Genomic DNA, 13,430 nt, shown 5'->3' on the forward strand with positions numbered 1-13,430 from the left:
GGGGGGACATCAGCTCTTGGACAGCGCCTTGAGGGCGATGTTGAGCTCGAGGACGTTCACACGGGGTTCGCCCAGGAATCCGAGGGTGCGCCCGGCGGTGTGGTCGGCGACGAGCTTCTCGACCTGCCTGACGTCGAGCTTGTTCTGCTCGGCGACCCGGTGGACCTGGAGCTTGGCGTACTCGGGGGAGATGTCCGGGTCGAGGCCGGAGCCGGAGGAGGTGACGGCGTCGGCCGGCACGTCCTCGGGCCTGACCTTGTGGTCGGCCGTGGAGTTGTCCGCGACGACGGCTTCCTTCGCGGCGACGACCTGCGCGCAGAGGGTGCCCTTCTCGGCGCCCTCGGTGCACGTGCCGCCCACCGCGCCGTTGTCGGCGGACCGGTTGGTGGCGCCGGAGAGGATCAGCGAGTACTGCGTGTTGACGCTGTTGGAGCCGAGGCCGTTGGAGGGGCGCGGCTGGAACCACTTGAGGTCCGGCCTGGCCTCCTCCTCCGGGTCGTTCGGGTCCTTCTTCGGCAGGTTGTAGGTCTGGCCGATCAGCGAGGAGCCGACGACCCGGCCGCTCCCGTCCTTGATCTCGGAGCCGTTGGCCCGGTCGTTGAAGAAGGCCTGGGCGATGCCGGTCACGGCCAGCGGGTAGACGACCCCGCAGATCACGGTCAGGACGAGAAGGGCGCGCAGGCCCGCGCCGATCAGGCGGACGGTGCTGGATACGGAGGTGTTCATCGTGGATCAGCCGATTCCGGGGATGAGGGTGATGAGCATGTCGATGAGCTTGATGCCGATGAACGGGGCGACGAGGCCGCCGAGTCCGTAGATGCCGAGGTTGCGGCGGAGCATCTTGTCGGCGCTGGTCGGCTTGTACCGGACGCCCTTGAGGGCGAGCGGCACGAGCGCGATGATGATCAGCGCGTTGAAGATGACCGCGGAGAGGATCGCGGAGTTCGGGGAGGCCAGGCCCATGATGTTGAGCTTGTCGAGGCCCGGGTAGACGACGGCGAACATCGCGGGGATGATCGCGAAGTACTTGGCGACGTCGTTGGCGATGGAGAAGGTGGTCAGGGCGCCCCGGGTGATGAGGAGCTGCTTGCTGATCTCGACGATCTCGATGAGCTTGGTGGGGTTGGAGTCCAGGTCCACCATGTTCCCGGCCTCCTTGGCGGCCGAGGTGCCCGTGTTCATCGCCACGCCGACGTCGGCCTGCGCGAGGGCCGGGGCGTCGTTCGTACCGTCGCCGGTCATCGCGACGAGCTTGCCGCCGGCCTGCTCCCGCTTGATGAGGGCCATCTTGTCCTCGGGCGTGGCCTCCGCGAGGAAGTCGTCCACTCCGGCTTCTTCCGCGATGGCCTTGGCCGTCAGCGGGTTGTCGCCGGTGATCATGACGGTCTTGATGCCCATGCGGCGCAGCTCGTCGAACCGCTCGCGCATGCCGTCCTTGACGACGTCCTTGAGGTGGATGACACCGAGGACGCGGGCGCCCTCCTCGTCGTTGACGGCGACAAGGAGCGGGGTGCCGCCGGCTTCCGAGATCCTGTTGGCGAGGGGATCGGCGTCGTCGGCGACGGCGCCGCCCTGCTCCTCGACCCAGGTGATGACGGAGCCGGCCGCGCCCTTGCGGGTCTGCCTGCCGTCGACGTCCACACCCGACATACGGGTCTGGGCGGTGAAGGCGATCCAGTCGGCGTGCCCGAGCTCGCCCTGGTGACGCTCGCGCAGCCCGTACTTCTCCTTCGCGAGGACGACGATCGAACGTCCCTCGGGGGTTTCGTCGGCCAGCGAGGACAGCTGGGCGGCGTCGGCCAGTTCGGCCTCGGTGGTGCCCTTGACGGGGACGAACTCGCAGGCCTGGCGGTTGCCGAGGGTGATGGTGCCCGTCTTGTCGAGCAGCAGCGTCGAGACGTCACCCGCGGCCTCCACCGCACGGCCCGACATGGCCAGCACGTTGCGCTGGACCAGGCGGTCCATGCCGGCGATGCCGATCGCGGACAGCAGCGCGCCGATGGTGGTGGGGATCAGGCAGACCAGCAGCGCGGTCAGCACGATCATGGACTGCTTGGCCTCCGCGTAGATCGCGAAGGGCTGGAGGGTGACCACGGCCAGCAGGAAGACGATCGTCAGCGAGGCCAGCAGGATGTTGAGGGCGATCTCGTTCGGCGTCTTCTGCCGGGCCGCGCCCTCGACCAAGGCGATCATGCGGTCGATGAAGGTCTCACCGGGCTTCGTCGTGATCTTGATGACGATCCGGTCCGAGAGGACCTTGGTGCCGCCGGTGACGGCCGAGCGGTCGCCGCCCGACTCGCGGATCACCGGGGCGGACTCGCCGGTGATGGCCGACTCGTCCACGGACGCCACGCCCTCGACGACGTCACCGTCGCCGGGGATGACGTCGCCGGCCTCGCAGACCACCAGGTCGCCGATCTTCAGCTCGGTGCCCGGTACGGACTCCTCGCCGCCGTCCTTGGTCAGGCGCCGGGCCACGGAGTCGGTCTTGGCCTTGCGCAGGGTGTCGGCCTGCGCCTTGCCGCGGCCCTCGGCGACGGCCTCCGCCAGGTTGGCGAAGATCGTGGTCAGCCACAGCCAGGCCGTGACGGCCCAGCCGAACCAGTCCGTCGGGTCCTTGATCGCGAGGAGGGTGGTGACCACCGATCCGATCAGGACCACGAACATGACGGGGGACTTGATCATGACGCGGGGGTCGAGCTTGCGGACCGCATCGGGGAAGGACTTCAGCAGCTGCTTGGGGTCGAAGAGGCCGCCGCCCACGCGTCCGGCGGCCGGCTTGTCACCGGTGGGCACGTCCTGGTGCGGAGCCCTGGTGGGTGTGGCGGTGCTCATGATGCGAGCCCTTCGGCGAGCGGTCCCAGCGCGAGGGCGGGGAAGTAGGTCAGACCGGTGACGATGAGGATGGTGCCGACGAGCAGGCCGGTGTAGAGCGGCTTGTCGGTGCGCAGGGTGCCCGCCGTCCCGGGTACGGGCTTCTGCTCGGCGAGCGAGCCGGCCAGCGCCAGGACGAACACCATCGGAAGGAAGCGGCCCAGCAGCATGGCGATGCCGATGGTGCTGTTGAACCACTGCGTGTCGGCGTTCAGGCCGGCGAAGGCCGAGCCGTTGTTGTTGGCCCCTGAGGTGTAGGCGTAGAGGATCTCCGAGAATCCGTGCGCGCCGGAGTTCGTCATCGAGTTCGCCGGGGTGGGCAGGGCCATGGCCACGGCCGTGAAGCCGAGGACGAGGGCCGGGGTGATGAGGATGTAGCAGGCCGCGAACTTGATCTCGCGGGTGCCGATCTTCTTGCCCAGGTACTCGGGCGTACGGCCGACCATCAGGCCGGCGATGAAGACCGCGATGATCGCCATGATCAGCATGCCGTAGAGGCCGGAACCGACACCACCGGGCGCGATCTCACCGAGCTGCATGCCCAGCAACTGGATGCCGCCGCCGAGACCGGTGAAGGAGGAGTGGAAGGAGTTGACCGCACCGGTCGAGGTCAGCGTGGTGGCGACCGAGAAGATCGCGGAGGCGCCGACTCCGAAGCGGGTCTCCTTGCCTTCCATCGCCCCGCCCGCGATGTCGAAGGCCGGACCGCGGTGGGCGAATTCGGTCCACATCATCAGCGCGGTGAAGCCGATCCAGATCGTCGCCGTCGTCGCGAGGATCGCGTAGCCCTGGCGCAGACTTCCGACCATGCGGCCGAAGGTGCGGGTCAGCGCGAAGGGGATGACGAGGATCAGGAAGATCTCGAAGAGGTTCGAGAACGGGCTGGGGTTCTCGAAGGGGTGGGCCGAGTTGGCGTTGAAGTAACCGCCGCCGTTGGTGCCGAGCTCTTTGATGACCTCCTGTGAGGCGACTGCCCCGCCGTTCCACTGCCGGCTGCCGCCCGTGAACTGGCCGACCTCGTGGATTCCGGCGAAGTTCTGGATGGCGCCGCAGGCGACCAGGACGAGGGCGCCGATCACGGCGATGGGCAGCAGGATCCGGACGGTGCCGCGGACCAGGTCGGCCCAGAAGTTGCCGAGCTCACCGGTCCGGGAGCGTGCGAAACCCCGTACGAGGGCCACCGCGACGGCCATCCCGACCGCGGCCGAGACGAAGTTCTGCACCGCCAGACCGCCGGTCTGCACGACGTGGCCCATGGCCTGCTCACCGTAGTACGACTGCCAGTTGGTGTTCGCCACGAAGGACGCGGCGGTGTTGAAGGCCTGGTCCGGGTCGATCGCGGAGAAGCCGAGCGAGCCGGGCAGGATGCCCTGGGCGCGTTGGAGGGCGTAGAGGAAGAGGACGCTCGCCGCGGAGAAGGCGAGGACACCGCGGAGGTAGGCGGGCCAGCGCATCTCGGCGGTCGGGTTGGCGCCGATCGCCTTGTAGATCCACTTCTCCGGCTTGTGGTGCTTCTCGGAGGAGTAGACGCGTGCCATGTGGTCGCCCAGCGGGCGGTAAGCCAGCGCGAGCGCGGCCATCAGCGCGAGGAGCTGGAGCACACCAGCGAGAACGGGACTCATCGGTGGCTAGAACCTCTCCGGCTTGACGAGGGCGAGGACGAGGTATCCGAGCAGGCAGACGGCCACCACGAGGCCGACGATGCTTTCGGCGTTCACAGCTTGGTCACCCCCCGGGCGATGAGAGCCACCAGCGCGAAGACCGCGATCGTGGTGACGACGAAGGCCAGATCGGCCACCGTGAGCTCCTGGATGAAGTGGAAGATGTCTATCGGCCATGTGGCCGAGGACGAGACAACCGTGTCTTCACCCCTGCGTTGAGAGACCTTGACGAGGTCCATACGGGGCGCGGGGAACTCTTAACGGGGCCCTTACGCGGGAGCCGGGGGAGCGGTGGGTCAGCCCTGGTGGGGAAGGCCGGCGGTGTCCGGGGCGGCTCCGGCCTGTGCGGCCGGCGCGACCGGCGTCAGGAGTGCGTGAAGAGTGCGGCACCCGGCGTATGGATCTCGCCAAGAGCACTGGTCATCCCGCCGTGCCGTGCTGACGCTGGCCTCACTTTGTCCAACGGAGGAACAGCGAAGATGTCCATACAGATGGGAAAGCCGGCGGCGACGGGAGAGGCTCCCGGCACGGAGGAGCCTCCTGATACCGGCGTGACCATGCCCGTGTCGCGGGTCGGGGACCGGTACAAGCTGACCGCCCTCCAGGGACTTGCCGCACTGTCGCTCGATGCGATGGCGTCCGTGGCGTACGGGCCGGAGTCGATCGTGCTGGTGCTGGCGGCGGCCGGCGCGTACGGGATGGGTTTCACCCTCCCGGTGACGCTCGCCATCGCGGCCCTGCTGGCCGTGCTCGTGGCCTCGTACCGCCAGGTGATCGCCGCGTTCCCGGACGGCGGCGGCTCGTACGCGGTCGCGAAGCGGCACCTGGGCCGGCGTACGAGTCTGGTCGCCGCGGCCTCGCTGATCCTCGACTATGTACTGAACGTGGCCGTGTCCGTCACGGCCGGCGTGGCCGCCCTGACCTCGGCCTTCCCGGAGCTGTACGGGGAGCGGGTGTGGATCTGCCTCGGTGTCCTCGTGCTGGTCACCGCCGTCAACCTGCGCGGTGTCGTCGACTCGGCCAGGGCGTTCCTGGTTCCGACCGCACTGTTCGTCGGCTCGATCCTGGCGATGATCGCCGTCGGGCTGTTCCGGGACGGTCCCGTCAGCACGGCCTCCGCCGCCGGGCATGCTTCCGTACTCGGCGAGGGCGCCACGACCGTTGGCGCGCTGCTCCTGCTGAGGGCCTTCGCGGCGGGCTGTTCCGCCCTGACCGGCGTCGAGGCCGTCGCCAACGCCGTGCCGTCGTTCCGGGCCCCGGCAGCCCGTCGCGCCCAGCGCACGGAGGTCGCGCTCGGCGCCCTGCTGGGCGTCATGCTGATCGGCCTGTCGGTGCTGATCGGCCGCTTCCACCTCCAGCCCGTCGAAGGCGTCACCGTCCTCGCGCAGCTCGCGGACGCCTCCTTCGGCCACAACGCGGCCTTCTACGTCGTCCAGTTCGCCACGGTGGTGCTGCTGGCCCTGGCCGCGAACACATCCTTCGGCGGTCTGCCGGTCCTGATGAGCCTGCTCGCCCGGGACAACTACCTGCCGCACGTCTTCACGCTCAAGGCCGACCGGCAGGTCCACCGCCACGGCGTGGTGTGGCTGGCGCTGGTCTCCGCCGTCCTGCTGGTGTCTTCCGGAGGCGACACCAACACCCTCGTCCCGCTCTTCGCCATCGGCGTCTTCGTCGGCTTCACCATCTGCCAGGTGGGCATGGTGCGCCACTGGTATGGCGAACGCCCGCGCGGCTGGCGGTCGAAGGCAGCCCTCAACGGCTTCGGCGCCCTCCTCACCGGGGTCTCGGCCATCGTCGTCACGGCCACCAAGTTCACCGAGGGCGCCTGGCTGATCGCCCTGGCGCTGCCGCTGCTCGTCCTCGGCTTCCAGAAGATCCACCGCACGTACGCCGAGATCGGCGAGCGGCTGGAGCTCGGCCGGATCCCGGTGGCCCCGCACCGCTCACGATCCCTCGTCGTGGTGCCCGTTTCAGGACTGTCGCGACTGACCTGCCAGGCGTTGACCGCTGCACGCTCCCTCGGTGACGAGGTCCTCGCCGTGACCGTCACCCACCCTGCCGCCGAGGACCGGCAGGCTGCCGAAGCGCTGCGCCGGGACTGGGAGTTGTGGAAGCCCGGCGTGGACCTGGTCGAGCTCTCCTCCCAGACCCGGTCCCTCGGGCGTCCTGTGTCCGGCTACGTGCGCGAGCTGACGCGGACCCACCCGGACGCCCAGGTCACCGTGCTCATCCCGGAGACCGAACCGGCCCGGCTGTGGCAGCGGCTGCTCCAGAACCAGCGCGGTTCCGTCGTCGCCCATGCGGTCCGCCGGGACACCGACGCCGTGATCTGCCGCCTGCGATTCCGCGTCACGTCCGATGCGCACTGATGCGCCCTTGACGGAGGCCTGACGCGACCGGTACGCAAGCCGGTGCCGTGGTCGGCGTCGGATCCGCCTGACCACGGTGTCGGCACTCATCCACCCGTCGCTCTTCACCTGGGTGATCAGCGTCTGGCTCTGGCTGACGGTCCTCTTCGCCAACCTCGCGGAGGGACGAACCCGCGCCGGGCCGAGACCGAGGTGGTGACCCCGGCCGGGCTCCAGCCCTTCGCGCCGGCTTCCGCGCACGACCTGCTCCGCCGGAACCTCGGCGTCCACGGCCCCGGCGGCCTCGTCCTGCCCTTGGTCGGCACCAAGCTCATCGACCTCCCGGTCTCCACCCTTCCCGGCCTGGGATGAGATCCCCGGTCGGGGCGGGTCGGGGCCGGCTCCGTCGCGGCCATGCCTGCTACGCCATAGGAGGCTTCGTCCGCGTTAAGGAAGCGTCAGGATCGACCCACGCGCGTGCATGAATGATCCTGCTGCGTACGCTGGCTCAGCTGTCGACGTCGATGGCTGATTCTTTGCCGTACGACGGGAGCCCCACGATGGCCACCCCTGCCCGCTCCTCGCGCCTGCGCGCGTGGCTGCTGGAAGGCTTGACCGCCGAGAACAGTTCGCCCGCCGCCAAGGAGGCGGCAGCCCAGCCGCACGGACGGCCGTGGTGGCGGGTGATGTGCCTGACGGGTCTCGACTACTTCTCCACACTGGGCTACCAGCCCGGTATCGCTGCGCTCGCCGCCGGGCTGCTGTCGCCACTGGCGACGATCGTGCTGGTCCTGCTCACGCTCTTCGGTGCACTGCCCGTCTACCGGAGGGTCGCGGAGGAGAGCCCGCACGGCGAGGGATCCATCGCCATGCTGGAGAAGCTGCTGTCGTTCTGGAAGGGGAAGCTGTTCGTGCTGACCCTGCTGGGGTTCGCCGCCACCGACTTCCTCATCACCATCACCCTCTCGGCTGCGGACGCCACCGCCCACCTGGTGGAGAACCCGCATCTGACCAGCACCCTGAACGGGCACCAGGTCCTGATCACCCTGATCATGATCGCGCTCCTCGGCGGCGTGTTCCTCAAGGGGTTCAGCGAGGCCATCGGTGTCGCCGTGGTCCTGGTCTTCTCGTACCTGGCACTCAACGTCGTCGTCATCGCCGTCGGCCTGTGGCAGGTGATCAGCGAACCGCACCTCATCGTCGACTGGAAGCAGGCGCTGCTCACCGAACACGGCAACGTGTTCGTGATGATCGCCATTGCGCTCGTCGTGTTCCCCAAGCTGGCGCTGGGCCTGTCCGGGTTCGAGACCGGGGTCGCGGTCATGCCGCACGTCGAGGGCTCCCCCGAGGACACCGCGGAGAAGCCAGCCGGCCGGATCCGGGGTGCGAAGAAGCTGCTGACCACGGCAGCCGTGATCATGAGCATCTTCCTCATCACCAGCAGCTTCGTCACCACTCTGCTGATTCCCGCCGACCAGTTCAAGGCGGGCGGCGAGGCCAACGGCCGCGCCCTCGCGTACCTGGCCCACGCATACCTGGGCTCCGCGTTCGGCACGGTCTACGACGTCTCGACCATCCTGATCCTGTGGTTCGCGGGCGCCTCGGCCATGGCCGGCCTGCTCAACCTGATGCCGCGCTACCTGCCCCGCTACGGCATGGCCCCGCACTGGGCCCGCGCCCTGCGCCCGATGGTCATCGTGTTCACCCTGGTCGCCTTCCTGGTGACCTGGATCTTCAACGCCGACGTCGACGCCCAGGGCGGCGCGTACGCCACCGGCGTCCTCGTCCTGATCACCTCGGCGGCCGTCGCCGTGACCATCGCAGCCCGCCGGGCCGGGGAGCGCGGGTGGACCATCGGCTTCGGTGTCATCTCCGCCGTCTTCGTCTACACCACAGCCATCAACGTCGCCGAGCGCCCCGACGGCGTGAAGATCGGCGCCTGTTTCATCGCCGGCATCATGGCGCTCTCCCTCCTCTCCCGCCTCGCCCGCGTCTTCGAGCTGCGCGTCACGGACATCGAGTTCGACGACATGGCCCAGCGGTTCATCCGCGACACCGCCAACCGCACGATCCGCTTCATCGCCAACGAGCCCGACAGCCGGGACCTCGAGGAGTACCGGCAGAAGAAGGCGCAGATCCGCGCGGACAACGACATCCCCTCCGAGGACGACGTGATGTTCGTCGAGGTCACCGTCCTGGACGCATCGGAGTTCGAATCCGGCATGCGCGTGCGCGGTGAAGTCCTGCACGACCGCTACCGGGTCCTGACCCTGGAGAGCTCCAGCATCCCCAACGCCCTGGCCGCGCTGCTCCTGCACGTACGGGACGAGACCGGGCAGCGGCCGCACATCTACTTCGAGTGGACCGAGGGCAACCCGATGGCCAACTTCTTCCGGTTCTTCCTCTTCGGTCAGGGTGAGGTCGCCCCCGTCACCCGCGAGGTCATCCGCGAGGCCGAACCCGACCGGGCCCGCCGGCCGCACGTCCACGCCGGCTGACCCTTCCGTACGGGAAGCGCCGGGAATCCCGCCGACCGCTACGCGCCGACGACGGGACGCCCGGCGTCGTGGACACTCACCTGACCTCGGCCGTACGGGGGAGGCATGAGGAGGCCGACGGGGGCGTGGCGCGTGCGCGGGCGTGAGAGGGGTCAGGCTGGACGACGGGACGGATGTTCCCTCCCCCAACGGACGACAAGGGAGTTCGTCGTGGCCCACGCAACCGACCCGCCCCCGCCCCGGCCGGCGCACGGCGGTGACCCCGGACCGGGGTCGCGCACACCGGACGACGCGGTCGCCGGTGCCGCCCGCTCCTGCGTGACCCTGCGCGTCAACGGCGTCCACCACGACCTCGACCTGGACCACCGCGTCACGCTCCTCGACGCCCTGCGCGAGCACCTGGACCTGACCGGCGCCAAGAAGGGATGCGACCACGGGCAGTGCGGCGCCTGTACCGTCCTCGTGGACGGCCGGCGCGCCAACAGCTGTCTGCTGCTCGCCGTCGCCCTCGACGGCTGTGAGATCACCACCGTGGAAGGCCTCGCCGCCCCCGACGGCGCCCTCCACCCGCTCCAGCGCGCCTTCATCGAACACGACGCCTTCCAGTGCGGCTACTGCACCCCCGGCCAGCTCTGCTCCGCCGTCGGCGCGCTCCGCGAGGCCGCCGCAGGACACCCTTCGCACGTCACCGCCACCGCGCCCAAGGCCGGGCCCGTCGCGCTGACCGCCGAGGAGATCAGGGAACGGCTCAGCGGGAACCTGTGCCGCTGCGGCGCCTACCCCGCGATCGTCCGGGCCGTCGCCGACGCCGGCGCGGCCGGCGCGGCCACCAGGACCGGCGCGGACGTGATCGCATGAAGCCCTTCGCCTACGTACGCGCCACCAGCCTCCAGGAGGCCGCCGAGGCCTACGCCGCGCACCCCGGCTCCCGCTACCTCGGCGGCGGCACCAACCTCGTGGACCTGATGAAACTGGGCGTCGAGACCCCCACCGCCCTCATCGACATCTCCCGGCTCCCCCTGGAGGAGATCACCGAACTTCCCGACGGGGGCCTGCGCGTCGGTGCCACGGTCCGGGGCAGCGACCTGGCCGCCGACCCACGGGTGCGCACCCGCTACCCGCTGCTCGGGCAGGCACTGCTCGCCGGCGCCTCCGGCCAACTGCGCAACGTCGCGACCACCGGCGGCAACCTGCTCCAGCGCACCCGCTGCGCCTACTTCCAGGACCCCTCCAAGCCGTGCAACAAGCGCGAACCCGGCAGCGGCTGCGGGGCCCGCGACGGAATCCACCGCGACCACGCGGTCCTAGGACACTCCGAGCACTGCATCGCCACCCACCCCTCCGACATGGCCGTGGCCCTCGCCGCGCTGGACGCCCGAGTCGAGCTGTACGGCGGACGGGACACCACCCGCACCGTCGCGGCCACCGAGTTCCACCGGCTGCCCGGTGACCACCCCGAGCAGGACACCGTCATCGGCCCCGGAGAGATCATCACGGGGGTGCTCCTGCCCGCCGCGGCGCCCGGCGCCGTCTCGCTCTACCGCAAGGCCCGCGAACGTGCCTCGTACGCCTTCGCCCTCGCGTCGGTCGCCGTCGTCCTCGAACTCGACGACGGCCGCGTACGCCGGATCGCCCTCGCCTTCGGCGGCCTTGCCCACCGGCCCTGGCGGGCCACCACGGCCGAGGCGCGGCTGACCGGCGCCGAGCCGCACCCCGACACCGTCCGCGCGGCCGTCGACGCGGAACTCGCCCGGGCCGAGCCCCTGCGCGACAACGCGTACAAGATCCCGCTCGCCCGAAACCTCGCCTGTGACGCCGTCGCCACGCTGGCCGGTGCGCACCCCGGTTCGCCCGCCACGCCGTGAGCGGCGCCACCGACCAGGAACAGGACCACGATGAGCCCCACCTCCGCCACCCTCGACACCACCGTCCAGGCCTCCCTCGGTGCCCCCGTCCCGCGGCGGGAAGGCCGGGAGAAGGTAACCGGCACCGCCCGCTACGCCGCCGAACAGCACCTGCCGCAACGGGCCTACGCCTGGCCGGTGCCCGCGACGATCGCCCGCGGCCGGATCACCGCCGTCGACACCGCCGCCGCCCTGGCCCTGCCCGGCGTACTGGGCGTCCTCACCCCGTACGACGCACCGCGACTGTGCCCCTCCGACGACCCCACCCTCCAACTGCTCCAGGACCTGCGGGTACCGCACCGCGGGTGGTACGTGGCGCTGGCCATCGCCGACACCCTGGAGGGGGCCCGGGCCGCCGCCGACGCGGTGCGCGTCACGTACGAGGCCGAGCCGCACGACGTCACCCTGCACGAGGGACACCCCGGCCTGTACACCCCCGAGGAGGTCAACGGCGGCTATCCCGCGCACCGCGAGCAGGGCGACCCGGACGCGGCGTTCGCCGCCGCGCCCGTACGTGTCGACGTCCACTACTCGGTGCCGCCACTGCACAACCACGCGATGGAGCCCCACGCCGCCACCGCGGAGTGGGACGCCGGACGCGGCCACCTCACCGTGTACGACTCCTGCCAGGGCACCACGGTGGTGCGCGCTGTCCTGGCCGGACTGTTCCGGCTGCCGGAGGACCGGGTCACCGTCCTGGCCGAGCACGTGGGCGGCGGATTCGGCTCCAAGGGCACACCGCGCCCCCACGTCGTCCTCGCCGTCATGGCCACCCGGCACTGCGGACGCCCCGTCACCGTGGCCCTGCCGCGGCAGCACATGGCCGCGACCGTCGGCCACCGTGCGCCCACCCTGCACCGCGTCCGGCTCGGGGCCCGCCCGGACGGCACCCTCACCTCCCTCACCCACGAGGTCACCACGCACACCTCGCAGGTGCGCGAGTTCGTCGAGCAGGCCGCCGTACCCGCCCGGGTGATGTACGCCGTCCGGGACAGCCGCACCACCCACCGCGTCACCGCGCTCGACGTGCCCACCCCCTCCTGGATGCGGGCCCCCGGCGAGACCCCCGGCATGTACGCCCTGGAGTCGGCCATGGACGAGCTGGCCGACGCCCTCGGCATGGACCCCGTCGAGCTGCGCGTACGCAACGACCCGGCCACCGAACCCGACAGCGGCCGCCCCTTCAGCAGCCGCCACCTCGTGGAGTGCCTGCGCGAGGGCGCGAGCCGCTTCGGCTGGCCCGGCCGCCGGCCGCCCCTGCGGGAGGGGCCGCTCCTCATCGGGTGCGGCGTGGCCGCCGCCACCTACCCCGTGTACATCGCCCCCGCCGGCGCCCGGGCCCACGCCCGCCCCGACGGGAGCTACGTCGTGGAGGTCAACGCCACCGACATCGGGACCGGCGCCCGTACGGTGCTCTCCCAGATCGCCGCCGACGTCCTGCGCGTCCCGCTCGACGCCGTCTCCCTCTCCCTCGGGAACAGCGCGCTGCCGGCCGGCCCCGTCGCCGGGGGCTCCACCGGGACGGCGTCCTGGGGTTGGGCGGTACACGACGCGTGCACCGCCCTGACCCTCCGGCTGGCCCGGTACCAAGGACAGCTGCCCGAAGCGGGGCTCTCCGCGTCCGCCGACACCACCCAGTCGGCGAAGCAGAAGTCACCGTACGCGCGCCATGCGTTCGGGGCGCACTTCGCCGAGGTCCAGGCGGACACGGTCACCGGAGAGGTACGGGTCCGCCGGCTGCTGGGCGTCTTCGCCGCCGGGCGCATCCTCAACCCCCGTACGGCCCGCTCGCAGTTCATCGGGGGGATGGTGATGGGGCTGGGCATGGCGCTGACCGAACACGGCTGCCTGGACCCGGCGTTCGGCGACTTCGCGGAGCGCGACCTGGCCACCTACCACGTGCCGGTGAACGCCGACGTCCCGGCCATCGAGGCCCACTGGATCGACGAGCACGACAAGCACCTCAACCCGATGGGCAGCAAGGGCATCGGGGAGATCGGCATCGTCGGCGCCGCGGCGGCCATCGGCAACGCCGTGAGCCAGGCCACCGGCCGGCGCCTGCGCGAACTGCCCTTGACCCCCGACCGGGTCCTGTCCGCCCTCGCCGGTGACGGCGGCGGGGCGGGACACACCGGATGACGGCCG

The 13,430-nt window shown here is 70.7% G+C and carries 11 protein-coding genes; 6 read left to right on the forward strand and 5 right to left on the reverse strand.

The features are described from left to right. Positions 1-9 precede the first annotated feature (9 nt). From AB0F11_RS31375 to AB0F11_RS31395, 5 genes are read right to left on the reverse strand one after another with little or no spacing between them, the layout of a single operon-like run. Positions 10-726 carry a potassium-transporting ATPase subunit C gene (locus AB0F11_RS31375; protein ID WP_362180988.1) on the reverse strand — a complete coding sequence of 239 codons (717 nt, stop codon included), beginning with the start codon at positions 724-726 and terminating at the stop codon, positions 10-12. A 6-nt stretch (positions 727-732) separates the two neighbouring features. Beyond that, the gene (gene kdpB, locus AB0F11_RS31380; protein ID WP_362180991.1) at positions 733-2,835 is read right to left on the reverse strand and encodes a potassium-transporting ATPase subunit KdpB; all 2,103 of its coding nucleotides are present in this window, start codon (positions 2,833-2,835) and stop codon (positions 733-735) included. Beyond that, positions 2,832-4,496, reverse strand: coding sequence for a potassium-transporting ATPase subunit KdpA (gene kdpA / locus AB0F11_RS31385; protein WP_362180993.1), 1,665 nt, complete (start codon positions 4,494-4,496; stop codon positions 2,832-2,834). Before kdpA ends, kdpB begins: the two co-directional genes overlap by 4 nt. Before the next feature lie 6 nt (positions 4,497-4,502). After that, entirely contained in the window at positions 4,503-4,592 is a 90-nt protein-coding gene (gene kdpF, locus AB0F11_RS31390; protein ID WP_362180996.1) for a K(+)-transporting ATPase subunit F, read from the reverse strand. Continuing rightward, entirely contained in the window at positions 4,589-4,774 is a 186-nt protein-coding gene (locus AB0F11_RS31395) for a hypothetical protein (protein WP_362180999.1), read from the reverse strand. Before AB0F11_RS31395 ends, kdpF begins: the two co-directional genes overlap by 4 nt. Before the next feature lie 240 nt (positions 4,775-5,014). On the opposite strand from AB0F11_RS31395, the gene AB0F11_RS31400 reads away from it, so the two are divergent. From AB0F11_RS31400 to AB0F11_RS31425, 6 genes are all read left to right on the forward strand, one after another. After that, positions 5,015-6,904, forward strand: coding sequence for an APC family permease (locus AB0F11_RS31400; RefSeq protein WP_362181002.1), 1,890 nt, complete (start codon positions 5,015-5,017; stop codon positions 6,902-6,904). A gap of 195 nt (positions 6,905-7,099) precedes the next feature. After that, positions 7,100-7,255 (forward strand): hypothetical protein, encoded by a 156-nt coding sequence (locus tag AB0F11_RS31405; RefSeq protein WP_362181057.1) that lies wholly within the window; start codon positions 7,100-7,102, stop codon positions 7,253-7,255. A 188-nt stretch (positions 7,256-7,443) separates the two neighbouring features. Then, complete coding sequence (locus AB0F11_RS31410) at positions 7,444-9,381, forward strand: amino acid transporter (protein ID WP_362181005.1); 1,938 nt, start codon at positions 7,444-7,446, stop codon at positions 9,379-9,381. Positions 9,382-9,699: 318 nt separating this feature from the next. Continuing rightward, positions 9,700-10,239, forward strand: coding sequence for a 2Fe-2S iron-sulfur cluster-binding protein (locus tag AB0F11_RS31415; protein WP_362181054.1), 540 nt, complete (start codon positions 9,700-9,702; stop codon positions 10,237-10,239). Next, positions 10,236-11,246, forward strand: a complete 1,011-nt coding sequence (locus AB0F11_RS31420) for a xanthine dehydrogenase family protein subunit M (RefSeq protein WP_362181008.1) — start codon at positions 10,236-10,238, stop codon at positions 11,244-11,246. Before AB0F11_RS31415 ends, AB0F11_RS31420 begins: the two co-directional genes overlap by 4 nt. 30 nt (positions 11,247-11,276) lie before the next feature. Further along, on the forward strand, positions 11,277-13,424 hold the full coding sequence (locus tag AB0F11_RS31425; protein WP_362181010.1) for a xanthine dehydrogenase family protein molybdopterin-binding subunit: 2,148 nt from the start codon (positions 11,277-11,279) through the stop codon (positions 13,422-13,424). Positions 13,425-13,430 lie beyond the last annotated feature (6 nt).

The organism is Streptomyces sp. NPDC032472, assembly GCF_040636955.1.
In the GTDB taxonomy this organism is placed as follows: domain Bacteria; phylum Actinomycetota; class Actinomycetes; order Streptomycetales; family Streptomycetaceae; genus Streptomyces.